This is a genomic window from Salipiger mangrovisoli (genome assembly GCF_015223355.1).
In the GTDB taxonomy this organism is placed as follows: domain Bacteria; phylum Pseudomonadota; class Alphaproteobacteria; order Rhodobacterales; family Rhodobacteraceae; genus Salipiger; species Salipiger mangrovisoli.
Genome location: NZ_JADFFK010000014.1, coordinates 125,596 through 150,355, shown reverse-complemented (window position 1 = coordinate 150,355; position 24,760 = coordinate 125,596). Strand labels below are relative to the sequence as shown.

Annotated in this window: 21 protein-coding genes; 11 read left to right on the top strand and 10 right to left on the bottom strand. The window is 64.9% G+C overall.

Annotated features, from left to right (window positions below):
• Positions 1-16: 16 nt before the first annotated feature.
• From IQ782_RS18460 to hisD (IQ782_RS18445), 4 genes are all read left to right on the top strand, one after another.
• Entirely contained in the window at positions 17-1,429 is a 1,413-nt protein-coding gene (locus IQ782_RS18460) for an NAD(P)/FAD-dependent oxidoreductase (protein WP_194136140.1), read from the top strand.
• Positions 1,422-2,675, top strand: coding sequence for an NAD(P)/FAD-dependent oxidoreductase (locus tag IQ782_RS18455; RefSeq protein ID WP_194136139.1), 1,254 nt, complete (start codon positions 1,422-1,424; stop codon positions 2,673-2,675). Before IQ782_RS18460 ends, IQ782_RS18455 begins: the two co-directional genes overlap by 8 nt.
• On the top strand, positions 2,675-4,105 hold the full coding sequence (locus tag IQ782_RS18450) for an FGGY family carbohydrate kinase (RefSeq protein WP_194136138.1): 1,431 nt from the start codon (positions 2,675-2,677) through the stop codon (positions 4,103-4,105). The genes IQ782_RS18455 and IQ782_RS18450 overlap by 1 nt, the downstream gene beginning before the upstream one ends.
• A gap of 120 nt (positions 4,106-4,225) precedes the next feature.
• Positions 4,226-5,515 (top strand): histidinol dehydrogenase, encoded by a 1,290-nt coding sequence (hisD, locus tag IQ782_RS18445; protein ID WP_194136137.1) that lies wholly within the window; start codon positions 4,226-4,228, stop codon positions 5,513-5,515.
• A gap of 61 nt (positions 5,516-5,576) precedes the next feature.
• On the opposite strand, the gene IQ782_RS18440 is transcribed toward hisD (IQ782_RS18445), so the two are convergent.
• Both IQ782_RS18440 and IQ782_RS18435 read right to left on the bottom strand, forming a co-directional pair.
• On the bottom strand, positions 5,577-6,878 hold the full coding sequence (locus IQ782_RS18440) for an amidase family protein (protein WP_194136136.1): 1,302 nt from the start codon (positions 6,876-6,878) through the stop codon (positions 5,577-5,579).
• Positions 6,871-7,047: a hypothetical protein gene (locus IQ782_RS18435; RefSeq protein WP_194136135.1), complete on the bottom strand. Its 177-nt coding sequence runs from the start codon at positions 7,045-7,047 to the stop codon at positions 6,871-6,873. Before IQ782_RS18435 ends, IQ782_RS18440 begins: the two co-directional genes overlap by 8 nt.
• A gap of 174 nt (positions 7,048-7,221) precedes the next feature.
• Here IQ782_RS18435 and IQ782_RS18430 point away from each other — a divergent pair, with 174 nt between their 5' ends.
• Together IQ782_RS18430 and IQ782_RS18425 are read left to right on the top strand one after the other, a co-directional pair.
• Positions 7,222-8,409 carry a nuclear transport factor 2 family protein gene (locus tag IQ782_RS18430; RefSeq protein WP_194136134.1) on the top strand — a complete coding sequence of 396 codons (1,188 nt, stop codon included), beginning with the start codon at positions 7,222-7,224 and terminating at the stop codon, positions 8,407-8,409.
• A gap of 100 nt (positions 8,410-8,509) precedes the next feature.
• The gene (locus IQ782_RS18425; protein WP_194136133.1) at positions 8,510-9,511 is read left to right on the top strand and encodes a substrate-binding domain-containing protein; all 1,002 of its coding nucleotides are present in this window, start codon (positions 8,510-8,512) and stop codon (positions 9,509-9,511) included.
• Between the two features lie 32 nt (positions 9,512-9,543).
• Here IQ782_RS18425 and IQ782_RS18420 read toward each other — a convergent pair whose 3' ends face one another.
• From IQ782_RS18420 to IQ782_RS18395, 6 genes are all read right to left on the bottom strand, one after another.
• Positions 9,544-10,239 carry an RraA family protein gene (locus IQ782_RS18420; RefSeq protein ID WP_194136132.1) on the bottom strand — a complete coding sequence of 232 codons (696 nt, stop codon included), beginning with the start codon at positions 10,237-10,239 and terminating at the stop codon, positions 9,544-9,546.
• A complete protein-coding gene (locus tag IQ782_RS18415; RefSeq protein WP_194136131.1) occupies positions 10,236-10,931 on the bottom strand; it encodes an alpha/beta fold hydrolase in 696 nt (231 codons plus the stop codon). Before IQ782_RS18415 ends, IQ782_RS18420 begins: the two co-directional genes overlap by 4 nt.
• Positions 10,932-10,977: 46 nt before the next feature.
• Positions 10,978-11,940: a cupin domain-containing protein gene (locus IQ782_RS18410; RefSeq protein ID WP_194136130.1), complete on the bottom strand. Its 963-nt coding sequence runs from the start codon at positions 11,938-11,940 to the stop codon at positions 10,978-10,980.
• Positions 11,941-12,117: 177 nt separating this feature from the next.
• Positions 12,118-13,095: a nuclear transport factor 2 family protein gene (locus tag IQ782_RS18405; RefSeq protein WP_194136129.1), complete on the bottom strand. Its 978-nt coding sequence runs from the start codon at positions 13,093-13,095 to the stop codon at positions 12,118-12,120.
• Positions 13,092-14,108 (bottom strand): LacI family DNA-binding transcriptional regulator, encoded by a 1,017-nt coding sequence (locus tag IQ782_RS18400; protein WP_194136128.1) that lies wholly within the window; start codon positions 14,106-14,108, stop codon positions 13,092-13,094. The genes IQ782_RS18405 and IQ782_RS18400 overlap by 4 nt, the downstream gene beginning before the upstream one ends.
• On the bottom strand, positions 14,105-14,869 hold the full coding sequence (locus IQ782_RS18395; RefSeq protein WP_194136127.1) for an SDR family NAD(P)-dependent oxidoreductase: 765 nt from the start codon (positions 14,867-14,869) through the stop codon (positions 14,105-14,107). Before IQ782_RS18395 ends, IQ782_RS18400 begins: the two co-directional genes overlap by 4 nt.
• Positions 14,870-15,850: 981 nt before the next feature.
• Between IQ782_RS18395 and IQ782_RS18390 the strand changes: the two genes are divergently transcribed.
• From IQ782_RS18390 to aptA, 5 genes are all read left to right on the top strand, one after another.
• Entirely contained in the window at positions 15,851-16,540 is a 690-nt protein-coding gene (locus IQ782_RS18390; RefSeq protein WP_194136126.1) for a GntR family transcriptional regulator, read from the top strand.
• A gap of 67 nt (positions 16,541-16,607) precedes the next feature.
• Positions 16,608-18,047: an aldehyde dehydrogenase family protein gene (locus tag IQ782_RS18385; RefSeq protein ID WP_194136125.1), complete on the top strand. Its 1,440-nt coding sequence runs from the start codon at positions 16,608-16,610 to the stop codon at positions 18,045-18,047.
• A gap of 9 nt (positions 18,048-18,056) precedes the next feature.
• Positions 18,057-18,863: a shikimate dehydrogenase family protein gene (locus tag IQ782_RS18380; RefSeq protein WP_194136124.1), complete on the top strand. Its 807-nt coding sequence runs from the start codon at positions 18,057-18,059 to the stop codon at positions 18,861-18,863.
• A gap of 19 nt (positions 18,864-18,882) precedes the next feature.
• The gene (locus IQ782_RS18375; RefSeq protein WP_194136123.1) at positions 18,883-20,508 is read left to right on the top strand and encodes a GMC family oxidoreductase; all 1,626 of its coding nucleotides are present in this window, start codon (positions 18,883-18,885) and stop codon (positions 20,506-20,508) included.
• A gap of 21 nt (positions 20,509-20,529) precedes the next feature.
• A complete protein-coding gene (aptA, locus tag IQ782_RS18370) occupies positions 20,530-21,843 on the top strand; it encodes an omega-aminotransferase AptA (protein ID WP_194136122.1) in 1,314 nt (437 codons plus the stop codon).
• 508 nt (positions 21,844-22,351) lie between these two features.
• Here the strand turns inward: aptA and hisD (IQ782_RS18365) are convergent.
• Together hisD (IQ782_RS18365) and IQ782_RS18360 are read right to left on the bottom strand one after the other, a co-directional pair.
• Positions 22,352-23,680 carry a histidinol dehydrogenase gene (gene hisD / locus IQ782_RS18365; RefSeq protein WP_194136121.1) on the bottom strand — a complete coding sequence of 443 codons (1,329 nt, stop codon included), beginning with the start codon at positions 23,678-23,680 and terminating at the stop codon, positions 22,352-22,354.
• Positions 23,681-23,780: 100 nt separating this feature from the next.
• Positions 23,781-24,746, bottom strand: coding sequence for an ester cyclase (locus tag IQ782_RS18360; protein ID WP_194136120.1), 966 nt, complete (start codon positions 24,744-24,746; stop codon positions 23,781-23,783).
• Between the last annotated feature and the right edge of the window lie 14 nt (positions 24,747-24,760).

Here is a 24,760-nt window from a genome sequence, read left to right as displayed (position 1 = left end):
TGACGGAGGGTCCTTCATGTCAGATCACGGTCGAAGCCCCGGGGGCGCGCCCTTTGATGTCGCGATCATCGGCGCCGGGGTCGTCGGGTGCGCCATTGCGCGGCGGTTGACGCTGGATGGCGCGCGCGTTGTGGTGCTCGAGAAGGCGCGCGACGTGTTGGACGGCGCGTCGAAAGGGAACAGCGCGATCCTCCACACCGGGTTCGATGCGCCGCCGGGCTCGCTCGAACAGGCTTGCGTGGCGTCCGGATATGCCGAGTACCTGAACATTGCGCCCGCGCTGAACCTACCGATCCTTAAAAGCGGCGCCATGGTGTTGGCGTGGACGACCGAGCAGTTGGCGGCCCTGCCGGGGCTGATCGGGAAGGCACATCGCAACGGGGTTCCTGACGTCGCGCCCCTTGAACGGGACGAGATCCTGCGACGGGAGCCGAACCTTTCGCGCGATGTGCTGGGGGGCTTCGAGGTGCCGGGGGAATATCTCATCGACCCATGGACCACGGCGCATGCCTATATTCTCCAGGCGCTGGCGAACGGGGCGAGCCTGCGGCGCGGTGCCGAAGTCCTGGGCGGGCACCGAGGGAAGGAAATCTGGACGCTGAACACAAGCACGGGTGACGTGCACGCCCATTATGTGATCAATTGCGCGGGTCTTTACGGCGACGTGGTTGACCGGCGCCTGCTGGGCCGATCGACCTTCAAGATACGGCCGCGCAAGGGGCAGTTCGTTGTCTTCGACAAGCCCGCCTCGGCATTGGCCTCCGCCATCCTGTTGCCTGTTCCGTCAAAGACGACCAAAGGGATCGTGGTCTGCCGGACAATCTTCGGAAATCTGCTCGTGGGGCCAACTGCCGAAGACCAGGACGACAGAGAGGATGCATCCACGGACCGCGCGACGCTGGAAGCGCTGCGTGGGCAGGGCATCAAGATGCTGCCGGGACTGGCCGACTGCGAGATAACGGCAACTTATGCGGGCCTGCGCCCCGCCTGCGAATTCCCGGAGTACCAGGTGATGCAGGAGGACGGCTACGTGACCGTCGGTGCGATCCGCTCCACCGGCCTGAGTGCCGCGCTTGGCATTGCTCGTCACGTGGCTGAAATGATCGGGCCGCTCGGCACGCCACTGACCGAGCCTGTCATCCCACTGGTGGATCGGCTTTCCGAACATCACCCGAGAGACTGGCAATGTGATGGGCATGACGGGATCGTCTGCCATTGCGAGCTGGTGACTCGGCGCGAGATCGAACGTGTGCTGACCGGTCCGATGCCTCCGGCAAGTCTACAGGGGCTGAAGCGGCGGACTCGGGTGACGATGGGCCGATGTCAGGGCTTCTACTGCCTGCCGGAACTGGCCCGAATAACAACCGGACGCCTCGAGGTGCCGATGGATGTGCCCACGGGAATGTCGGAAGGAAAAGACCATGACTGAGCGGGCAATCGCTACGGAACAGTGCTGCATTGCGATTGTGGGTGGCGGGTCAGCCGGTCTTGCGCTTGCGGCGGAGGCTCGGCGGCTAGGCGCGAAAAACGTCGTCGTCCTGGAGCGCGAGCAATCGGCAGGCGGTGTCCCACGTCACTGCGGGCACTATCCTTTCGGTCTGCGCGAATACGGGCGCTTGATGAAGGGGCCAGACTACGCGCGGCGCAACGTCGCCGCTGCCTGTGCTGTCGGCGTCGATCTGCGCACGGGTGCCACCGTCAGCCGCCTGTTGCCGGGAGGTGGGCTGGAGGTGGTGCAGGATGGGTATGCCTACACGGTCCGGGCCGAGCGCGTGGTGCTCTGCACCGGGGTGCGTGAGGCTTCGCGGGCGCAGCGCATGATTTCCGGCGACAGACCTTCGGGGATAGTCACCACGGGCGCGTTGCAGGGAATGGTCTATCTCGCGGGACAAGCTCCCTTTCGACGCCCGATAATTCTCGGCTCCGAACTTGTCAGCTACTCGGCGATCCAGACCTGCGCGCACCTCGGCATCCGACCCGTCGCGATGGTCGAAGAAGAACCGAATACGCTCGCCCCCGGCCAACTGCAGCTCTACCTCCGGCTTCGGGGCGTGCCTCTCCATACCGGGGTTTCGGACCTCGCAATCAGGGGTAAGGGCCGGGTAGAGGCGGTCAGCTTCACCGACATGACGGGCCAGCGGCTGGCCATCGAGACGGACGGCGTCATCATCTCTGGCCGGTTCCTCCCGGAAAGCGCTTTGCTGCGGGCGTCACATCTCGAGGTCGATCCGTTGAGTGGAGGGCCGGTAACCGATCAGCACGGCCGCTGTTCCGACCCGGCCTTTTTCGCCGCCGGGAATCTGCTCCGCCCCGCCGAAACCTCGGGGTTCTGTTGGCGCGAGGGGCGGCGGGCGGCGGCGCATGTGGTGGCCGATCTGGCGCGGCCAAGGGACATGGACCGGCACACGGTCGCGATCCGCGCGGAAGACCCGGCCATCGGTTTCGTCTCGCCGCAGCGGGTGGTCATCGGCCGTGAATCGTCCGCCAGCGGCCCGTTGCATGTCGGCCTCGCGCTTCCGCTAAACGGCGTTTTGCAGGCGACCAGCGCCGGACGCGTGCTGTGGTCGGGTGCTGGCAAGGCGCGGCCGGTGCGCCGCGTGCATCTTCCGTTGGACAAGATACTCGCCGCACGACCCGAGGCGGACATCGTGGTTTCTCGTGTGGAGGTGCGCTGATGCGGGTGGTGGCACTCGACCAAGGGACCACGAGCACGCGGGCCATTGCCTTGAACGATCAGGGCCACTGTGTGGTCCTCCACGCGGTCGCACATGCGCAGCGCCTTTTGCACGGTGGCTGTGTTGAGCAGGACCCGGCGGAACTGCTGGCCAACCTGCGGAGCTGCGCGGACGCGGCCGGGCCCGCAGAGGCGATCGGGATCGACAACCAGGGCGAAAGTTGCCTGGCCTGGGATGCGCTGACCGGAGAAGCCCTGACGCCGGTGATCACCTGGCAGGATAGCCGGACCCTGGCGGATCTTGATAGGCTGCGCCGGCACGGATGCGCTGGGGATGTGCAGGCGCGGGCGGGCCTGCCACTCGAACCCTACTTCAGCGCGGCGAAGCTCGGCTGGATCGTTCGCAACCATCCCGCCGCGCAGGACGCATTGCGGCGGGGTCGCTTGCGGCTTGGCACCACGGACGCCTTCTTCCTGCAGCACCTGACGGGTCGATGTGTCACCGACGTCTCGACGGCCAGCCGCACGTCCTTGATGAACCTGCGCACGCTGCACTGGGATGAAACGCTCTGCGAGATCTTCGGAGTGCCGATCCAGTGCCTGCCGGAGATCGTGTCGACCACCGGTGACTTCGGCGCGATGAATACCGCGCACGGCCCGGTCCCGGTCACGGCAAGCGTGGTCGATCAACAGGCGGCCCTCTTCGGGTTCGGTTGCCGGAACCGGGGAGAGGCAAAGATCACTTTCGGCACCGGAGCCTTTGCCTTGATGACCACAGGGGCGGAGATTGTCGACCGCCCGGACCTCGGGCTCCTACCCACCGTCGCGTGGCGCAGGCAAGACGCTCCGCCGGTCTACGCCGTGGATGGCGGCGTGTTCACCGCATCGGCGGCCATAGACTGGGCGCGGTCGCTGCGGCTCTTCGATGACTATGCGGAACTGAACGAGCCCGCGGCGCCCCCGGCGGTGTCGCGCGGCCTTGTTTTCGTGCCGGCGCTGACTGGGCTTGGCTGCCCACATTGGGAGCCGCGTGCACGCGGGCTCTGGACTGGGCTCTCGCTGGAGCATACGCGGCAGGACATGATGCAATCGATGCTGGAAGGCATCGCATTCCGAGCGTCGGAAGTTATCGCGGCGATGGACCTGTGCATTCCCGTCAGTGGAGACCTGTTCATCGACGGGGGCATGAGCCGCAACCGGTATTTCACGCAATTTCTTTCCGATGTCACGGGCCGCGTCGTGCGCCCTGCGCAGATGCCGGAGCTGACCGGCCTTGGCACCCTCTTGTTGGCCTCGGAAGCAGAGGGGGGTGGCATGGAGTATCGGCCCACCTTCGGGTGTTTCGAGCCAAGACGGCTTGCGAAGGACTATCTGGACAGGTTCGCAGCCGCGGTGGCCGTGAGCCGCTCTGCTGAGCTTGCGGCGCCCTGACAGGCATGCCGGAGCAGCGTCAGGGGTAAAAATGCATACGCATGCAAACTCTTCTTGCAGATTCGAGCATGTGGAACTACCGCTATTGCAGACGTATTCAATTTGCCCGTAGGAGGTAGCATGCCCCGTCTCCCCCTTCCCGAAGGTCTCACCTTCGTCAAGTCTCCGGCCCGCGATGCCTGGGCCGACAATGCGCCTATCGAGGCGCTGGTCTCCGAAATCCTCACGCGCGTGAAGGCAGAAGGCGATGCTGCCGTGCGCGAGTATTCTGCACGCTTCGACAATGCGGATCTGGAGCGGTTCGAGGTGACGCCGGCAGAGCGTGAGGCCGCCGTGACCCGGATGGATCCGCAGACCCGTGCCGACACCGAATTCGCAATCGCCAACGTGCGCGCCTTCGCTGAGGCGCAGCTCGGCTCGCTCTCCGAAATCGAGGTTGAGGTGCGGCCAGGCGTTCATTTGGGCCATCGCAACATCCCGCTGGAGCGGGTCGGCTGCTACGTGCCCGGCGGGCGCTACCCGCTGCTCTCGGCGCCGATCATGAGCATCGTTCCGGCCAAGGTTGCCGGTTGCGAAGAGGTCATCGCCTGCCTGCCGCCGAACGCCCACGAGGCGATGATCGCCGGCTGTCACCTTTCCGGCGCTGACCGGATCTTTCGCATCGGCGGCGCGCAGGCGATCGCCGCCATGGCGCTGGGAACGGAAAGCGTACCGGCGGTGGACAAGATCGTCGGCCCGGGCAATGCCTTCGTCAACGAGGCCAAGCGGCAGGTCTTCGGCCCGGTCGGGATCGATCAGCTGGCGGGGCCGTCAGAAATCTTCGTGCTGGCGGATCACACCGGCGACGCAGAGATGCTGGCGACAGATCTCTTGGCGCAGGCGGAGCATGACACGCGCACGCGCGTCGGCCTGATCACCACCGATGCCGCGCTGGCCAAGGCGGTGCTGAAGGAGGTGGATGTCCAGCTCGAGACCCTTTCAACAGCGGAGACAGCTGGACAGGCCTGGCGCGACTACGGCGAGATCGTGGTCTGCCGCGACGAGGCGACGATGATCGCCTATTCGGATATCGTGGCGGCGGAGCATCTGCAGGTCCATACCAAGGACGCGCACGGACTGTCGAAGAAGCTGCGCCACTACGGCTCACTCTTCATCGGTACGAACTCTTCCGTGGTCTATTCCGACAAGTGCTCCGGCACCAATCACACGCTGCCGACCATGGGCGCGGGGCGCTATACCGGCGGTCTTTGGGTCGGAACCTACATCAAGACCGTGACGCATCAGTGGCTGACCGAAGAAGGCGTGCGCCAGGTGGCCCCTCCCGCGGCACGGCAAGCTGCGTCTGAGACGCTGGAAGGCCACTACCGCGCAGCGCAACTGCGGCTGGACCGGATGCAGGTGAAAGCCTGAAGATCTACGATAAACGGTGGCAAAAGGAACTCCGGGCGCTCGAGGCGCCCGGAGTTTTCCGTCAGGCGTTTGCCGGGTCGGGCGCGAGCGCGGGGCGCGCGGTGCTGTCGCTGGCCTGTTCGAAGGCGTGTCCGATACGACAGAGCAGCGCCTCGGCGTTCCGCGCGCCGATCAACTGCATCCCGAGCGGTAGCCCGTTGCCCGCGAAGCCGCAGGGGACGGAAATGGCCGGATGCCCCGTCATGTTGAACGGCAGGGTGCGCATCGCGGTCCAAAACGGCCCGTCCTCGAAATCGGAAAACTTCGGCGCAGGTGCGAGCGTTGTCGGGGCCAGAAGTGCGCTGTATTCCGCCAGGTTCTCATCCACCTCGGCGCGGAAGCTGCGCGCGAGCTGCATTGCCGCCGTAACGTGCTCCGGTGTCAGGATCGCGCCCGTGAAAAGGTTGCGCCGGGCGTCAACGCCGTACTCCTCCCAAGACGTGGCGAGCCGGCCCTTGTGAATTTCCCAGGCCTCGGCCTGAATGATGACGCAACCTGCCGCCTCGAGCGGGGCGTAAGGAGAGAGCGTCACCAAATCGATGCGAGCGCCAAGTCGCGTCAGCAGCGCCGCCGCGTCGTCCATGGCGCGCAGCAGGTCCGGGTGGCAATCCTTGTCCGTGGCGAACCAGTCCCGGGCGTAACCGATCCTCAGCCCGGCGATGCCCTGTCCCAGGTCGCGCGTCGCCGCGCTCTCCGGTGCCAGTGCCTCCATGACGAAGGCAGCATCCTCTACGCAGGCGGCGAGCGGGCCGATGACGTCGAGGCTCGGCGAAAGCGGGAAGCAGCCATCCTCGGGCACCAACCCATGCGTGGGTTTCAGTCCGACGATACCGCAATAGGCTGCCGGTGCGCGGATCGAGCCGCCTGTATCGGTGCCGAGGGCGGCACGGAACAGACCGCCCGCCACGGCCGCCGCCGAACCGGAAGAAGAACCGCCGGTGATGTGTTCGACATTCCACGGATTGCGGGCGGGTGGGTTGGGCTGATCCCAGGCGGGGCCGGTCAGCGCGTACTCATAGGTGGCAAGTTTCGCGCGCGGAGTCAGTCCCGCCGCGCGCAGGCGGGTGACGGCGGTCGCCTCTACTCCCGTGCCGCGATGGGCATGAGAGCCGCAACGTGTGGGCATGCCGTCGACGTCGAAAATGTCCTTTATGCCGATAGGGCATCGCGCGTCGGTGGCGCCCATGTGGACGATCGACCGCAAGTCGGGATCCCGGCGCGCGATTCGGGCGCAGGTGGCGGCGTCGATGTCCTGGGGCTGCGCAGCGCCGCTGTCGATCAGGGAGAGCTGGGCGCGTAGCGGCAGGTCGATCAGTTCAGTCACCGGCCCTCTCCTTCGTCTGAGACGCGAGCTGGAGCATTTTACGAGCCCCGTCGAAGGCGGCTCGAAGCTCCTGCGGGGGAAGGGTGATTCCGGCGTCGCGCAGGGCTGCGTCGAGTTTCTCTGGCGTCAGGTCGGACATCTCCATCGCACCCATCTGTTGATTCTGCATGCGTATTCATAGCCCGCTGCGTGCAGCACGTACACGCAAAACCCGGCCTCCGGTGCCACTTGGCACAATTTTGAATAAGTATTCATTTTTTCATTGAAGACGGGCTGATCCTGCGTCACCCTGTTTTTGGGTATGTATGCAAAAGCGGCTTGAGCCGCAGGAGGAACAGGACAAATGGCAAGCCAGGATGAGACGATGACGGTCGCGAAGACCGCGAAGCCCGCAGGCGCGAAGCGCGATGATGCTCCCCACAACGGCCAGGTGATGAGTGTCGAGCGGGCGGATTTCACCGAGCTGGTGCCCGAGGGCCGTGCTCCGGTTCAGGGTATGGACGGCTTCGATCCATGCTACAGCGATATCGTGGATTACATCGTGCGTTGCACCCACAAGATCTGGGATGAGCGCGACGTGGGCCTGATCTACACGCACTACACGCACAACATCGTTCTCTACACACCGTTGGCGACCATCTTCAACCGCGAGGATGTGGTGCGTGACACGATCCAGCGACTGGCCTCTCTGCCGGAACGGCACGGCATGGCGACGCACGTCGTATGGGGCGGTGACGACAAGGACGGGTACTACACTTCGCACCTCGTGACCGGCTCTGGCCGCTATACGCAGAACGGCCACTACGGCCCGGCCAGTGGCAAGCCCTTCGTCAGCCGCACCGTGGCGGACTGCATGATCCACCGCAACAAGATCTACCGCGAGTGGGTGGTCTCGGATCAGATGTCGATCATCCAGCAGCTGGGGCTCGACGTGGATGCCTATGCCACGCAGTTCGCCGAGGCGCGCCTGGCGCGCGGGCTGAAGGCGCTGGACATCGGCGAAACCGGCTTAATGCTGGGCCAGTACCCGCCCGCCGAAAAGGCGGACCTGTCGATCGCCAGCACCGACCTGGAGCGTCACACGCTGACCTGGCTGCATGACACCTTCAATCGCAAGATGTTCGGCCGTATTCGTGAGGACTATGCCCCGACCGTCATGTGGCACGGGCCGCTGATGAAGGAGCTCTACGGTCAGGCCTCTGTCATGCATCAGGTGCTTGGCCTCGTGGCGGCCATCCCCGATGCGGTCTTCGCGCCGCAACACATCTGCTCCACCCCCTGTAACGAGGGCGGCACCAAGGTCGCCGTGCGCTGGGTCATGGAAGGCCATCACCTCGGTTTCGGCATGTTCGACAGCCTCGGTGCGCCGACAGGCAAGCGGGTGCAGCTCATGGGCATGAGCCACTACCATTACAAGGACGGCAAGATCGTCGACGAATGGACCGTATACGATGAGCTGTCGCTGCTGGTGCAGATCAAGCTGGCACAGTTGGCGGACAAACCCTCCGCCGCCGAAGCGCTCGACGCCTGAGCGATTTCCCGAAGGCCGGCCAGCGCGCCGGCCTTCGCCTTTTGCGGATGACAGGCCCGCCGGGTGCCGATACTGACGGAATGCACATTCGGAGGCGAGCGTGAACACCAGACCGGTCACATCAATCGACGTCGCCAAGCGCGCGGGCGTCAGCCAATCGGCGGTGTCGCGCTTTTATACGCCCGGTGGTTCGGTCTCAAACAAGATGGCGGAGAAGATCCGCAAGGCCGCCGAGGAACTTGGCTATCATCCCAACGTGCTCGCCCGCGCCATGATCACGGGGCGCAGTCGGATCATCGGCCTGATGGTCTACTACTTCGAGAACCAGTTCTACCCGGAGTCGGTCGAGAAGCTTTCCATCGCCTTGCAGAGGGAAGGCTATCACGTCCTTCTCTTCATGGCGCAGAACACCATCGGCGACGTGGAGCCGATCATTCAGGAATTCCTTGGCTACAGAGTGGACGGAATCATCATGGTCTCCGTCTCGCTCTCCTCGACGCTGGCCGACCGCTGCCGCGACAACAACATTCCAGTCGTGCTGTTCAACCGCGACCAGCCGGGCGACAGCCTGCGCGCGGTGACGAGCGACAATTATCAGGGCGGGCGCATGGCGGCCGAGATCCTGCTCAGGGGCGGGGCGGAGCGCATCGGCCATATGTCGGGCTATCGCAATACCTCGACGCAGACCGACCGCGAGAAGGGCTTCCGCGACACCCTGGCGGAGGCCGGGCGCAAGGTGCATGCCCTGGATGATGGCAATTTCCACTACATTGATGCGGTGGCGGCGGCGCGGCGGATGTTTTCCGCTGCCGAGCCGCCCGATGCGCTCTTCGTCAGTGACGATCACATGGCGATGGCGGCGCTGGACGTGATCCGTTTCGAGTTCGGTCTGCGCGTGCCGGAGGACGTGGCCGTTGTGGGGTTCGACGACATTCCCCAGGCTTCGATGCCGTCCTTCAACCTCACCACGATCCGCCAGCCGCTGGACGAGATGGTCGGCGTGACGGTGGCCGATATGGTCGAGGCGATCGAGGGCGGGACCGAGATCCGCAAGCGTCGGCTGATGCCGGAGGCGGTGATACGGGGTACGACGCGGGGCTGAGGCTCGCCCGCGTCGCTCCATATTTTACGCGCTCAGGTCCGGGCCTTCTCGAAAGCGGACCATGCCGCTTCGAAGGCAGCAAAGTCGAATCCTTCGGCGCGAGCCGGGCCGAGCACGACCTTTTCCGTCTCCAGCAGTTTCGCGATGCGACGCTCAAGCACCGGGATTACTTCGACCGGGATCACCAGCGCGCCGTGCCTGTCGGCATGCACCAGATCGCCTGGCGCGACGGTCAGGCCAAAAATCGTTACCGGTGTATCAATCTCTTTCACGTGCACGAAGCCATGGCTCGGTCCGATGGAGCCGGCCACCACCGGGAAGCCCGTCGGCAGGTCTCCGAGGTCGCGCATCACCCCGTTGGTGAGTGCCCCGGACATGCCGAAGCCTTTGTGCACCGTGGTGTTGATCTCGCCCCAATAGGCGCCGATGGCATGCGGGAAGTCCACATCTTCCACCACGGCAATGGAGGGGGCAGGGGCCTCGGCCATATATTTGTAATAGGCCATGCGGCGCGCCTTGATGATCTCGGGCGCTTCCTCCGGCGGAGCGACGGCGGCGATCTTCGCGGTGCGGGCATACCCAACCATGGCAGGTGCGTCTGGGGCAGAACAGAGCATCGTGCCACGCGTGAAGGCATCGAAGCCGCGTTTCCCCTGGGCAACCTCGATGGCGTTGCAGACGGTAGGCGTGTCCACGCGGCGCAAAACCGCAAGCAATTCAGGTGTCATGTATCCTCCAGCCAGCGGGACATGGCCGCTGTCGTTTCTTGTGGGTTCTCGAGCGTCGTCAAGTGACCGCAATCCGCAAGGATCTCGAGCTTTGCCTGCGGCATCAGACTCTTCATGAGCGTATGGCGCTCAGGCGGGCAAAGGCGATCCTGCACACCACACAGGATCAGGGTCGGGCCACCGAAGCGGCGCAGCACGTCCGTCTGGTCGGGCCGGTCTCTGAGCGCCAGCGATTGGCGCACGAAGACCTCCGGCCCCAGAGCCAGAGCCATGTCGAGACAAAGCGCATTGATCTTGTGGTCGGGGTCAGGCGTTGCGAGGTAGTTCGGGATCATCTGTTCGGACATAACCGCAGAGAGTCCGCCCGCCCGCACGGCGTCGATCTGCGGCTGGCGCTTCGCCTGTATTTCGGGCCGCTCGGCCAGCGGGTTGGTGTCTAGCAGAGCCAGCGCCGCCACGCGCCCCGGCGCCTGCCGCAGGACCTCCATGGCGAGGATGCCGCCCATGGAGAGCCCCGCCAGCGCAAAGCGCTCCGGGGCCAGGCGCAGCACGTCCTGCGCCAGTGCCTTCATGCTGTCATGTGCCGTCAACGCGGCACAGGCGGTGAAGCGCTCGGCGGAAAACGCCGCGATCTGCGGCGCGAATATGCGGGCATCGCACATCATGCCGGGCAGGAAAACAAGTGGGGTCACGGGCTCCTCCCGATGGCGGGGCAGCCCGAGAGCTGCCCCTGCTGTTTCACGCCTCGGTCCAGGTGGCCCCGGCGGGATCGTCGGTTTCGCTGACGCGGTAGAGGCTGGCCTCGCCGGTCATCGAGGGTGCCAGCGTGTAGGCTTCTCCCGGCTTCAGCAGGCAGGTGTCGCCCGCGTTCAGCACGGTCTCGGAAGTACTGACCTTGAGCGCCCAAGTGCCGCGCATCGGCATCAGGACAACGTGCTTCTCCGGGGTGATGACGTCTTCGCCAAGCGAGTTGCGCGAAAGGAAGTCGACCTCGAAGCCGGGCTTGTCCTTCAGCAGCGCGTCGGTGCCGATGACCTTCGCGGGCTTCTTGCCGGAGAGCGCCATCAGGTCCTGGTAGCGCGCTACGTAACGCGGCACGACGGCCTCGACCGGCACTTCCGGGTAGGCCGCCATCTGCTCCTCAGTCAGCACCGGCATCGGCTTGACGTTGTGCGGCAGGGTTTGGCCCTTTTTTGAATCGTAGAGCACGCCATTGTTGCCGAGAACGAGGCCATGCGCCGCGGCCTCTTGGATCACCTGGGGTGCCCAGGTCACGCCTCCGCCCGCGTCGTCGCCACCTAGGATCGCCATGATCATCCCGTAATCGGTGCCGACATTCTCGAAACCACGGAAGATGCCGGTCGGGATGTTGAAGATATCGCCTTCCTCGGCGATGAACTCGCCCGCGTCGCCGTTGCGGCCCCAGAAAAACCGCCAGCGGCCCTTGAGGACGAAGAAAACCTCTGCCGTGGTGTGGCTATGAAGGGAGTTGCGGCATTTCGGCGGCTGGCCCGCCGCGCCGATGTTGAATCCGGGCGTGTCGCGAATGTGGACGTGCTGGTCGGGGCTCTCGGAGACGCCACCGCCAATGATGGTGAAGTTTTCTTTCTGGTTCGAGCCGGGGGTGTGGGCGTCGATGAAGGCAGTCTTGCAGGGGCGCAACTCGCCGTATCGGACGATGCGCTCGGTCAGGGTGGTCATTTTGTTAGTCCATGGAATAAGTTCGCGAAAATAAAGCGGCGCGGTCAGACTGACCGGTCAGGCGCCATCGGGCGGCGGCCGCCTGCTGAGCCTGCGCGCCCGCAGTGCTGCGCGATGCGCGTGATACCGGCGGGTCGCCTCGCGGGCATCGAGCTTCAGGAACAGGCGAAGCGGCATTCAGGCCTCTCCGGTCTGCATGAGGATCTGCTTCCAGATCGCGATCTCGTCGTAAAGCGCCCATTCGCGCCGAAGCCCCCAGGGGCCGAACTCGGCGTGGCACATGCCCATAACGTGGACCTTCGCGCCCGTCGGGCGGCCGAACGTGCCCCAGCCGTCATGCACCCCGTCGAGCGACCAGCGGATCGCGGCGCGCGGCGGCATGTGATTGCCTTCGTCCATACCGATTTTGTGGTGGATCGTGAAGGTAGCCGAGGGGAAGGATGAGCGCAGCCCGAGCCAAAAGGCAGAGACCTCCTCGCGGCTGACCACGCTGCGCGCACCGGGGTAGTGGCCCATCACCGCGCGGTCGTAATCTTCGAGGATGTGGTTGAAATCGGCGCCCATGATGCGCTGGAGGCTGTCGGCGTAGCGCTGACCCCAAGCATTGCCGTTGCCGGTGCTCTTGTAGGGGCCCGGCACGTCCATGGCCGGGGTGAAGGCGGGCCGTGCCTTTTCCGGACCGCCTTCGGCCCGGATCAAGTCCTGCGCGAAGGTGCGCGGCTCCATCCCAAGCTGCGCCACGATGCCGCCATAGTCCCGCACCAGCCATTCGTCGTCGATGGCATTCTCTCGCGCCGCGCAATCGGCGATCACGTTGACCTTGAACGCCTTTCCTGTTGCCGGGCCGAAAAGCCCATCGCGCAGGTGGGTCGAGGTGGTGCACAGACGGTGCGACGAGAGGAAATGACCGGATTCGTCTTGCGACCAGATCACGTCCTCGGTGTAAATCTGCCGGTCGGGGAACTCGTGGCAGGTCGCCATGGTTGCGGCGATCACCGGCTGGTTGCCGACGCTCACTCCCATCGGCGTGCGCACCGGGATCTCGGGCGCGTAGTATTGGTTCAGCGTCTCGATGCCGCGATCTTCCCAGATCTCCTTGGTGATCCGAATGATGTAATCTGGGAAATCGCTGAATTTCGGATCGAAACCCTTCATGAGGTGAATCCTTTCGGTTTGCGGGCGGAGGCGCGGATTTTCAGCGCCCCGGTAATCTTGATCTGCTTCGGCTCCGGATTGCCCTCGATCCGGTCCAGCAGCGTGTCGACCGTCGCCGTCACCATGCGGGTCACCGGCTGGCGGATCGTGGTGAGCTGGTAGGTGGGCCAGGCGGCCAGCGGCACGTCGTCGTAGCCCAGCACCGAGACATCCTCGGGGATCGACAGGCCCAACTCGAAGCGGAGCACGTCCATCACGGCGGTGGCCATATAGTCGTTGCCGACAAAGACGGAATCGGGCCGCTCCGCACCTGAGAACATAGCGCGCGCCACCTCGGCGGCGTGCTCGCGCTGGTACATCCCGTCCTCCATCGCGAAGACCTCGCGACCAAGATCCCTCAGCCCATCCAGGAAGCCAAGCGTCCGGTCGCGGCCCGTGGTTGCCCCCTGCCAGCCCGCGATATGTGCAATGCGCTCGTGCCCGCCCGCGACAAGGAAATTGGCCGCCATCCGGCCCCCGGCGACATTGTCGGTGGTCACGGAGCTCAGGCGGGGATCGTCCTGGCCACGATTGAACATCACCACTGGAATGCCGGCGGCGGCGCAGCGCTCCGTCAGGCTGTTGGACATGGCGACCGAGGCGGTGATAATCCCGTCGACCTGATAATCGAGCAGCTTCTGCACCACCGGTTCGATCCCCTCGGTCGAGTTGGCGGCGAAGAAGACCAGAACCTGGTAATCCCGTTCCTGCAACTCGCGCCCGAGCAGTTCGAGCGCCAGCGGGTAGAACTGGTTCTTCAGGTCGGCGATGATCAACCCGATGATCCGCGACCGGCCCGAGACCATCGCCCGCGCCAGCACGTTCGGCCTATAACCGAGCTCTTCGGCGGCCTTCTGAACCTTGGCGGCTGTGGCCTTGCTGACTGAGGCGCCGGGCGTGAAGTAGCGGCTGACGGCGGACTGGCTGACGCCCGCGCGCTCCGCGACTTGGAGGGAGGTGACCTTCTCGTTCATCCCGCGGTCCACCCACCGTCGATCAGCAGCGATGTGCCGGTGACCATGGCCGACGCCCCTGACGCGAGATAGAGCACCGCCCCCATGATGTCCTCGACCTCGCCCGGGCGCGGCAGCTTGATCTTTTCCATGATCCAGGCAGCGCGCTCCGGGTTGTCGAATGTCGGCTGACTGAGCGGGGTGCGGATGAAGGTTGGAGCCACCGTGTTGATCCGAACGTTCGACTTGCCCCATTCGATCGCCATGGCCTTCACCATGCCTTCGAGCCCGTGCTTGGAGGCGCAGTAGACCGCGCGGTCAAGTCCTCCGACATGGCCCATCTGGCTGGAGATGTGGATGATCGAGCCGGGCTTCTCAGCCGCAATCATCGCCTTCGCTGCCCAGGCTGAGAGAAAATATGCCGAGCGCAGATTGACGCTCATCACCGCGTCGTAGTCCTCGGGCGTGGTGTCCAGAGCGGGGGTGTGGCGGGCGAGACCTGCGGAATTCACCACGATGTCGAAGGCTCCGTCCATCAGCACCGGTTCCAGCGCCCCGAGGTCGTTCTGATCGAGCACCAGCGCTTTCGCGGCATAGCCGGTGCGGGTCATGGCGTCGACGGTCTCCGCAAGCCGGTCGGCACCACGCGCAGCGCAGGTGACATGGGCGCCTGCAGCAGCCAGCGAAACCGCGCAGCCTTGGCCAATCCCGGACGATGCGCCGGTCACGAGCGCGCGTTTGCCTTTTAGGTCGAGAGATGGCGGAGTAGGAAGGGCGATCATCGGCGTATCCACTTGAATCTTTGCCTCGCGTCGTGGTCGTTGCGGAGCGCTTTCCTCGCGGAGCATGTGATCCGCAGAAAAGTTGCATGCGATTGCAAAATCAATCTGACGCAATTTCACAGGGATGAAAAGAGATATTTCGCAACGGCCCTATGTGAATCATGACGGGTTGCATGCGTATCCAAAGTAGCAGGCCGATCCGTGACTCCTTCCAGCGGATGATGGTGGGCACCTGCGCGGTGCGCCGGAACTGACACCGGCGGGAACATCCCGTGTGCGCAATGTAGCCTGCGCCTGCGAACGCCTGTCGTCATGGCGTCTCGAACAGCGTCAACGAGGCTTCCTGATGCCGCGCCTTGCGCCCGAACATGCGCGCCAGACCGCAACGCCTGATGACCCAGCGTGCCGCAGTCAGTCCGGGGGCCGCGACGACTGCCCCCAGTCGCACCGCGCTTCCGGCCCCCGCGCCACCCGTGGAGCGGAGCCTCGCTCATTTGGGCAAGGCCTGCGCGGGCATCGAGATCCATCGCCAGCGTACCGGGGGTGCATTTCAAGTGGCTGCGGTGCGTGGCGGAGCGATTTCAACCCGCACATATCGTCCGGAAACGGCCCCGTCACCGGCCGCGAGCTGGCGGTCTGGAACAGCAGGTCGCCCAGCCCGAACATCCGTCTGGCGACGGTCGGCGCTGGGGGCCAAATCAGGTGCAGCAGCGGGGCGAGTGACAGAAAGCGGGCGGAATGTCCGACGCTTCCGTCACCATGCAAGTCGAACCCTGTGATGGGCTGCTCCACCATTGCGAACCTCTGCCTCCTTGGCGCGGGGCAGGGCATCGCGCTCATCGCGTGACGCGATCTTCTCGAGATCGCACGCCACCTCCGCGTCCCCGCCATGGAGACCTTTCGCAGCGCACTCTCACTGCTGCCTTGAGGGGAGGGCGCAGGACGGGTACCTGTAAGCCACCGCGCATCGGAGGCAGGATCATGACAGAGCAGGGCGCAACGACCGGGACATGGACTCGCAAAATCTCGCGTGAAAACCTGAGCGAGACGGCCTACCAGTCGATCCGCACCGCGCTCATGCATGCCCGATTGTTGCCTGGTACGAAGCTGCGCCTGCGGCAGCTGGCCGAGGAGTTCGGGATCAGCGCGACACCCATGCGCGAAGCCCTCATCCGGCTCGTGCAGGAAAAGGCGCTGCATCTCGATGCGCGTGGCACCGCCGTCGTCCCCGAGCTGACGCTCGACGAGTTGCACGAAATCCGCGGCATCCGTCTGATGCTTGAGGGCGATTGTGCCGCGCGCGCGGCGGTCCGGGCCGGAGTGCGCGGCGCGACGGAACTGAAGGAGATCCACGACGGCATCCCCGCCGCTCTGGCGGCGGACAATTTCGCGGAAGCCGTCAACCTCAACACTGCGTTCCACCTGTCTCTGTGTCGGCTCGCGGAACTTCCAATCACCTATGACATCATCGAAGGACTCTGGGTGCGCTGCGGGCCGATCCTGTCGCATCTTTATGATGACGGTTTGCCTCCGCATGACGGCGAACATCCGCATCTGTCGATCATCCAGGCCATCCGTCACGGGGACGCAGAACGCGCAAGGGCGCACCTGCAGGCAGACATCCTCAGAATGGGCGCGGGACTGGACCGTTTCGCGACCCGTCCGTCGTGACATTTTTCTGGCTTGCTTGTTATAACAAATAACATATAAAGATTGGCGGCCAGCCAAGGAGTCGCCCATGATCTTCGACAGCATTCTTGACGGACAGGACATTGCCTCCGCCGATCGGCTCTGTAACGTCAGTCCCTCCGACCTCTCGGATGTCATCGGCGAGTTTGCCCGAGCGGATCGTGCGACCACCGATGCGGCCATCGAGGCAGCCGCCCTTGCCTTCCCGGCCTGGAGCGCCACCACGCCTCAGCAGCGACACGATATCCTTGCCCGCGCCTCGCAGCTTGTGCTGGAGCGCGCCAGCGAATTGGGCCACGCGCTCTCGCGCGAGGAAGGCAAGACACTTGCCGAAGGCATCGGCGAGGCGACGCGCGCGGGTCATGTGTTGGGCTTCTTCGCCGGCGAATGCCTGCGCGCGGGCGGCGAGCACTTGCCCTCGACCCGGCCCGGTGTCGGCGTCACGGTCACGCGCGAGCCGCTTGGAGTCGTCGGCCTCATAACACCCTGGAATTTCCCGATCGCCATTCCGGCATGGAAGATCGCTCCCGCACTCGCCTGGGGCAATTGCGTGGTGTTGAAACCAGCAGAGAGTGCGCCGCATTCGGCCTGGCTGCTGGTGAAAATCCTGCACGAGGCGGGTCTCCCCAACGGCGTGCTGAACCTCGTTCTGGGCAAGGGTTCGGTTGTCGGCGAGGCGCTTGCAGCGCACCCGAAGGTGTCAGCGATCTCCTTCACCGGCTCGGTGGCCACCGGACGACGGATCGCGCAGAACTGCGTGGCCAATTTTCCGTTGAAGAAGGTGCAGCTGGAAATGGGCGGAAAGAATCCGCTGGTGGTGCTCGACGATGCCGATCCCGACATCGCGGTGGAGGCGGCACTCAGCGGTGCCTTCTATTCGACAGGCCAGCGCTGTACCGCCTCCTCGCGGCTGCTCGTGCAGAAGGGCATCTACGATGCTTTCGTCACCCGACTCACCGAGCGCATGACTGCGTTGACGGTCGGCCACGCACTGGACAGGGCGACCCAGATCGGCCCGGTGGTGGACCGCAACCAGCTGGAGATCGACCTGTCTTACATCGCGCGCGGCACTGACGAAGGCGCGAAGCTCGTGGCGGGTGGTGAGACCGTGAGCCGTGACACCGAGGGCTTTTTCCTGCGCCCCGCGCTGTTCACCGAGGCCACGAACGATATGGCAATCGCCCGTGAGGAGATCTTTGGCCCGGTGGCCTGCGTCATCGCGGTGGACGGGTTCGAAGACGCGGTCGCGGTGGCCAATGACACAGAGTTCGGTCTCTCCTCGGGAATCTGCACCACCAGCCTGAAATACGCCGAGGCGTTCCGCCGGATGTCCGCCGCGGGCATGGTCATGGTGAACCTGCCAACCGCTGGCGTCGACTACCACGCGCCTTTCGGCGGGCGGAAAGGATCGAGCTACGGCTCCCGTGAGCAGGGCACCTATGCGCGCGAGTTCTACACTGCCGTGAAAACCAGCTACACGCTCGCCTGAGGGGACCACATGCACACAACAGCGATTACTGGGCGGACTGGCCTCTATGTCATCATTGCCGACCCCATCCACCACGTGAAGACGCCGCAGGTCGTCAACAGGACCTTTGTCGAGCGCCGTATCGACGGGGTGCTCGTGCCGCTGCATGTGCCTCCCGGCAGACTGGCGCAGGCCATGGATGGGCTGCGCGCCATAGAAAATCTCAAGGGCTTCGTCGTGACGGTGCCGCACAAGACCGCTGCGGTCACGCTCTGCGATCGGTTGACGCCGGATGCCGAGCTGATTGGCGCGGTGAACTGCATCCGGCGTGAAACGGATGGGCAGCTCGTCGGGGCGATGCTCGACGGAATCGGCTTCGTCGAAGGGTTTCTTGGCGCGGGTCATGTGCTGAAGGAGAAGGAGGTCTGCCTGCTCGGCGCTGGGGGAGCCGCGAAGGCCATTGCCTTCGCCGTGGCCGCGCAGGGTCCTGCGCGGCTCAGCATCTTCAACCGATCGGCGACCAATGCCGAAGACCTGGCCCGCCGCGTGAGGGCGCGATTTCCAACGCTGGACATCCGTACCGGGACGCCGGACGTGGCGGAGGGCGAGGTGCTGATCAATGCCACGGCGCTCGGTATGCACGCAGGCGATCCGTTGCCGCTGCCTGTAGAGCGCCTGCGCCCGGAGATGACGATAGCCGAGATCATCATGGATCCGGCGGAAACTGCCCTGATGGCCGCGGCCCGGCAGGCGGGGGCGCGCGTGCATCCCGGTTTGCCGATGCTGGAAGCGCAGGCCGTGCTGATGGCACGGCACATGGGCGCACCGGGTGTTTGACGGGGATCGGGAGGAGACCATGACCAGCACCAAGATTCCGCAGGACGGTGACAGGTTCGACTACATCATCGTCGGAGGCGGCACGGCTGGCTGCGTGCTGGCCAACCGGCTCTCGGCCAACCCACGGACCCGCGTCCTGTTGATCGAAGCGGGCGGTGAGGCGCGCAGCCCCTGGGTCACCATCCCTGCAGGCTTCTACAAGCTGCTGACCAACCCGCGCTACAACTGGTCGCTCAGGAGTGTGGCCGAACCCGCCACCGGCAACCGCGTGATCGCCATGCCGCGGGGCAAAGGTCTCGGTGGCTCTAGTCTCATCAATGGCATGATCTACGTGCGCGGCCAACGGCAGGACTATGACCTCTGGGCGCAGCGGGGCTGCCCCGGCTGGTCCTTTGACGACGTCCTGCCGGTGTTCCGAGCGATCGAGGATTGGCAAGGGCCGGATCCTCACGGTCTGCGCGGCAGGGGCGGGCCGCTCCCCATTTCCCCGGTGCACGAAACCCCGGCCATTGCCCGCGCCTTCTTCGACGCCGCCGCCGCTGCGGATGTGCCCTTCAACCACGATTACAACGGCGAGACGCAGGACGGCGTCGGCATCTACCAGGTCAACCAGCGCAGTTCCCGGCGGGTGAGCGCGGCCAAGGCCTACCTCTCCCCGGTGCGCAGCCGGTCGAACCTCGCTGTGGTGCCCCGCGCTCGGGTGACCGGCATCGAGACGAGGGAGGGACGGGCGATCGGCGTCCGCGCTGCCACGAAAGCGGGCGCGCGCCTCTGGCATGCCCGGTGCGAGATCGTGCTGGCGGCGGGTGCCGTGCATTCGCCGCAGATCCTCGAACTCTCCGGCATCGGCAACCCTGGGGTGCTCCGGGATGCAGGCATCGAGACCAGGCACGCGCTTCCCGGCGTGGGCGAGAATTACCTCGATCACTACTGCACCCGGATGAACTGGGAGGTTTCGCAGAAGGTTACGCTGAACGAGCTGACGCGAGGCTGGCGGCTGGTGCGCGAGGTGCTGCGCTACGGGCTGGCGGGCAAGGGAGTGCTGAGCTATGGCACCGGCCTTGCCAACGGCTTCGTGCGGACGCGCGAGGGGCTCGACGGCCCGGACGTGCAGTTCTTCTTCATGCATGCCTCTTACGCCAATGCTGCAACACGCAAGCTCGACGCCCATCCCGGCATGACACTTGGCGTCACCGGACTGCGCCCGCAGTCGCGCGGCAGCATCCACATCCGCAGCGCCGATCCTGCGGAGGCACCGGAGATCCGGCCGAACTTCCTTGCCGCCCAAGACGATGTCCGCACCATTCGCGAAGGCATGAAGATCGGGCGCCGCATCCTCGAACAGGCGCCGATGGATGCCTTCCGGGTCCGCGAGCAGACTCCAGGGCCGGCCTGCGAGAGCGATGCTGACTGGGATGCGTTCGTCCGCGCCAACGGCCAGTCGATTTACCACATGGCGGGTACGTGCCGTATGGGCAGCGACTCCGCCGCCGTGGTCGACCCGCGTCTGCGGCTGCGCGGCCTTGCCGGCCTGCGCGTGGTCGACGCCTCCATCATGCCCGAGATGGTCAGTGCCAATACTCAGGCAGCGGTCTTCATGATCGCCGAGAAGGGCGCGCAGATGATCCTCGAAGATGCCCGTTAACACGCAGGGATAGACCAAATCATGACGACTGCCCTAGACGATCTCACCGCCTATTGGATGCCGTTCACCGCCAACGACCGCTTCAAGGCCGCGCCGCGCATGTTCACCTCCGCCAAGGGCATGTTCTATACCACCGACGAAGGGCGAGAGCTGCTCGACGGCACGGCCGGCCTGTGGTGCTGCAACATCGGTCATGGACGCCGCAGGGTGGCGGACGCGGTGCATGCGCAGATGATGACGCTGGACTATGCCTCCTCCTTCCAGACCGGGCACCCGGCGGCCTTCCGTCTGGCGAACCGGCTGGCTGACATGGCGCCGGAGGGCCTCGATCACGTCTTCTTCAGCGGTTCCGGCTCGGAGGCGGTGGATACCGCGTTGAAAATGGCCATCGCCTGGCACAAGAAGACCGGCCAGGGCAGCCGCACCCGGCTGATCGGCCGCGAGCGCGGGTTCCATGGCGTTGGGTTCGGCGGGGTTTCCGTGGGAGGCATCGTCAACAACCGGCGGAACTACGGCCCGTTGCTGCCCGGGACCGATCATATCTGTCACACGCACCTCGTGCAGAATGCTTTCAGCAGGGGCCAGCCGGAGCACGGTGCGGAACTGGCCGATGATCTCGAACGGCTGGTGGCTCTCCATGGCGCGGAGACCATCGCGGCCGTGATCGTCGAGCCGGTGGCGGGTGCGACTGGCGTGCTTGTGCCGCCGAAGGGCTACCTGGAACGTCTTCGCGCAATCTGCGACGCGCATGGCATCCTCCTGATCTTCGACGAAGTGGTGACTGGCTTCGGGCGTCTCGGCACGAATTTCGCCGCGCAATGGTTCGGCGTCACGCCGGACATCATGTGCGTGGCCAAGGGCATCACCGGCGGGCTTTTTCCGATGGGGGCGACGCTGGTCTCCGACAAGGTCCGGCAGGCCTTCAGGGGCGACGCCGTTCACGGCATCGACCTGTTCCACGGCTACACCTACTCCGGCCATCCTACGGGTGTCGCCGCGGCAGAAGCGGTGCTTGACATCATGGATCAGGAAGGCCTCGTCGCGCGCGCCGCCGCCATGGCACCGCTCTGGGAAGACGCGCTGCACGCGCTCCGCGACTGCCCGAACGTCGTCGACATCCGCAACATCGGTCTCACCGGTGCGGTGGAGCTGGCGCCGCGCGAAGGAAAGCCGGGGGAGCGTGGTTTCGACGCGCACCTGCATGCTTTCGCCAACGGGGCGCTGATCCGCGCGGTGGGCGATATCATGGTCATGTCGCCGCCGCTGATCATCTCCGAGGAGCAGGTGGCGCAGCTCATGAGCACCCTGCGCGCCGCCATCGAGGCCGTGGCCTGAAAAGTGCCCCTGGCCGTAGGGGAACGGGCAGGGGTAGACCTGCTTCGCAGGGCGAAGAAGAGGCGTGACCCCTGACGCCGCGGCAGACAGAGGCCATCCGCGCCCCTTCAGCCAGCGCACCAAGTTTGGCGTCTCGCTTCGGACAGAAGGCGTTGTGCAGGAAGAGCGAGATCACCCGGGCGAGGCGTCATTCATGATGGCGCGCTCGGGGCACGGGTCCACCATCGCCACTTTGAGGTTGGCGATATCCTGCCCCAATCGCGCTGGCCCTTGGAGGTCACTTCTGGGACGCATATCGGACGCGCGTATTGCGGCGTGCGGCCCTCGTCCGCGATGCGCCCGCGGAAGGCGGGAAGTCGTTAGTGGTCGGCGGGCGCATTGCATGGGATTTCGCCGTCGAAACCGGCGCAGCGGTCTTTCACATAGGTCGCATGGCTGATCTTCGCGGTTTCGCCGTCTTGAAATCGCGCCCTGGCGGCGTCAGCCGCGGCCAGGGCGCATTCTGGTCTCACTCCGCCGCGGTGGGCAGCATGGCGCCGGTGCCGTAAGGCACGTTCACGCCGCCGTAGCGCCGAACGCGCAGGTTGCACTGCTCGGCGTGACCGACAAAACCCTCCAGCATGCACAGCCGGGATCCGTAGGCACCAATCATCGCCGCCGCCTCGTCGGTCATGACCTTCTGATAGCTGTGCGTCTTCAGGTACTTGCCAACCCAGAGCCCGCCGGTATAGCGGCCCGCCTTCTTCGTCGGCAGAGTGTGGTTGGTGCCGATCACCTTGTCGCCATTGGCCACGTTGGTGCGCGGGCCGAGGAAGAGCGCTCCGTAGCTGTGCATGTTCTCAAGAAACCAGTCGTCGCGATCCGTCATGACCTGCACGTGTTCGGACGCGATGTCATTGGCGACCTCGAGCATCTCATCGTAGGTGTCGCAGACGATGACCTCGCCGTAATCCTCCCAAGAAACCCTCGCCGTCCCGGCGGTCGGCAGGATCGTCAGGATGCGCTCGACTTCGGAGAGCGTCTCCTCCGCGAGCTTCTTCGTAGTGGTCAGCAGCACGGCGGGCGAGTTGTAGCCGTGTTCCGCTTGGCCCAGCAAATCGGTGGCGCACATCTCGGCGTCCACGGTCTCGTCCGCGATCACCATGGTCTCTGTCGGACCGGCGAAGAGGTCGATGCCGACACGGCCATAAAGCTGGCGCTTAGCCTCCGCGACGAAAGCATTGCCCGGGCCGACCAGCATGTCGACCGGCGCGATGGTCTCGGTACCGATGGCCATGGCGCCAATGGCCTGGATGCCGCCGATCACGTAGATCTCATGCGCACCCCCAAGGTGCATCGCGGCGATGACGGCGGCGTTGGGCTTGCCTTGGAACGGTGGGGTACAGGCGATTATGCGCGGCACACCGGCGACGGATGCGGTGGCGACGGACATATGTGCCGACGCCACCATCGGGAACTTGCCTGCGGGCACGTAGCAGCCCACGGACTGCACGGGGATGTTCTTGTGACCGAGGATAACGCCGGGAAGGGTCTCGACCTCGATATCGAGCATGGAGTCGCGCTGCGCCTGGGCGAAGGCGCGCACCTGCTGCTGCGCGAACTTGATGTCGGCCAAATCGGACGGGGAGACCTCGGCGATCAATGCGTCGATCTGTTCCTGGCTGAGGCGGAAGCTCTCCGGCGAGTACTTGTCGAACTTCTCGGAGAGTTCGCGGACGGCGGCGTCGCCGCGCAGCTCGATTGCGGCAAGGGTGGTCTCGACGGTGGCACGTACCTTCGCGTCGTCCTCGGCGCGCTCGGTCTCCGGCTTGCCGCGCTTGAGATAGGTAATGGTCATGTCAGGTCCTTGATTGGCAAAGGGGCAGGGAGGCCACACCGCTTCGGGCGGTATGGCTTCGGAAAGTCAGAAATGCCCGCGTGCGGGCGTCTTCGTTTGTTCAGGCGATCATCGTGTGCAGGTGGATCTGCTTCCAGATCGCCACTTCGTCCCAGAGGCTCCACTCGCGGCGCAGGCCCCAAGGCCCGAATTCCGCGTGGGTGAAGCCCATGATGTGCACCGGAGCGCCGGTGGGTTTGCCGAAGACGCCGAAACCGGAATGCGTGCCAGTCAGGCTCCAGCGTACGGCGGCGCGGTCCGGTTGCCCCGCGTCGGCGCGGCCGATCTGGTGCTCGATCTTGAACTCCGCATCCGGGAAAGCGGTGCGCAACTGCATCCACTGGGCTTCAGCGAAGGGAATGCCCCAATCGCTCTTGTTCCCCGCATGATAGACATGCACGGCGCGGTCGTAATCCGACTGGATCACGGCAAAGTCCGTATCCATGATCCGGGTGAGGATCGTCGCCAGCCGGTGTCCCACCTCATGATCGTTGCCACGGCCAAGGTAGGGACCGGGTCGGTCCTGGTCGGGCGTGAAGGGGCGCTTGGCCGTCTCGGGGCCACCCTCATTCTCGATGGCGATCCGCGCCCAGTTTTCAGGGGTATGGCCCATCTGCTGCACCAAGGAGGAGTAGTCGCAGCACAACCATTCGTCGGTGATCACGTCGTCTTTGGCATAGCAATCCGCGATGCAGCGCATGTAGATTTTCTTGCCGGTCGGCGCGCCGAATGGGCCCCAGCCCGCGTGAGTGCCGATGATCATCGAGCGATGCGAAGAGAGGTAACCCTCTTCTTCGGTGCCCGACCAGATCACGTCGTCTCCAAGGATCTCGCGGTCCGGGAAGGTTGCCATGGAGGCCAGCGTGTATTTGATCACCAACTCGTTGCCGATGGAGAGCCCGGTGGTGTTGCGGACGATGATGTCCGTCCCATAGCACTCGTGCAGAGAGGAGATCTGGCGACCTTCCCATATTTCATAGGTCACGCCCTGGATGTAGTCGGGCAAGTTGGCGAAGCGGGAAGTCATATCCGGTCCTTGAT

Coding starts and splice junctions, on each gene's coding strand:
- IQ782_RS18385 (WP_194136125.1), top strand. CDS start 16,608: ATGATCTTCGACAGCATTCTTGACGGACAGGACATTGCCTCCGCCGAT.
- aptA (WP_194136122.1), top strand. CDS start 20,530: ATGACGACTGCCCTAGACGATCTCACCGCCTATTGGATGCCGTTCACC.
- IQ782_RS18450 (WP_194136138.1), top strand. CDS start 2,675: ATGCGGGTGGTGGCACTCGACCAAGGGACCACGAGCACGCGGGCCATT.
- IQ782_RS18390 (WP_194136126.1), top strand. CDS start 15,851: ATGACAGAGCAGGGCGCAACGACCGGGACATGGACTCGCAAAATCTCG.
- IQ782_RS18410 (WP_194136130.1), bottom strand. CDS start 11,940: ATGACCACCCTGACCGAGCGCATCGTCCGATACGGCGAGTTGCGCCCC.
- IQ782_RS18375 (WP_194136123.1), top strand. CDS start 18,883: ATGACCAGCACCAAGATTCCGCAGGACGGTGACAGGTTCGACTACATC.
- IQ782_RS18360 (WP_194136120.1), bottom strand. CDS start 24,746: ATGACTTCCCGCTTCGCCAACTTGCCCGACTACATCCAGGGCGTGACC.
- IQ782_RS18400 (WP_194136128.1), bottom strand. CDS start 14,108: ATGAACGAGAAGGTCACCTCCCTCCAAGTCGCGGAGCGCGCGGGCGTC.
- IQ782_RS18435 (WP_194136135.1), bottom strand. CDS start 7,047: ATGCAGAATCAACAGATGGGTGCGATGGAGATGTCCGACCTGACGCCA.
- hisD (WP_194136137.1), top strand. CDS start 4,226: ATGCCCCGTCTCCCCCTTCCCGAAGGTCTCACCTTCGTCAAGTCTCCG.
- IQ782_RS18405 (WP_194136129.1), bottom strand. CDS start 13,095: ATGAAGGGTTTCGATCCGAAATTCAGCGATTTCCCAGATTACATCATT.
- IQ782_RS18430 (WP_194136134.1), top strand. CDS start 7,222: ATGGCAAGCCAGGATGAGACGATGACGGTCGCGAAGACCGCGAAGCCC.
- IQ782_RS18395 (WP_194136127.1), bottom strand. CDS start 14,869: ATGATCGCCCTTCCTACTCCGCCATCTCTCGACCTAAAAGGCAAACGC.
- hisD (WP_194136121.1), bottom strand. CDS start 23,680: ATGACCATTACCTATCTCAAGCGCGGCAAGCCGGAGACCGAGCGCGCC.
- IQ782_RS18420 (WP_194136132.1), bottom strand. CDS start 10,239: ATGACACCTGAATTGCTTGCGGTTTTGCGCCGCGTGGACACGCCTACC.
- IQ782_RS18380 (WP_194136124.1), top strand. CDS start 18,057: ATGCACACAACAGCGATTACTGGGCGGACTGGCCTCTATGTCATCATT.
- IQ782_RS18455 (WP_194136139.1), top strand. CDS start 1,422: ATGACTGAGCGGGCAATCGCTACGGAACAGTGCTGCATTGCGATTGTG.
- IQ782_RS18460 (WP_194136140.1), top strand. CDS start 17: ATGTCAGATCACGGTCGAAGCCCCGGGGGCGCGCCCTTTGATGTCGCG.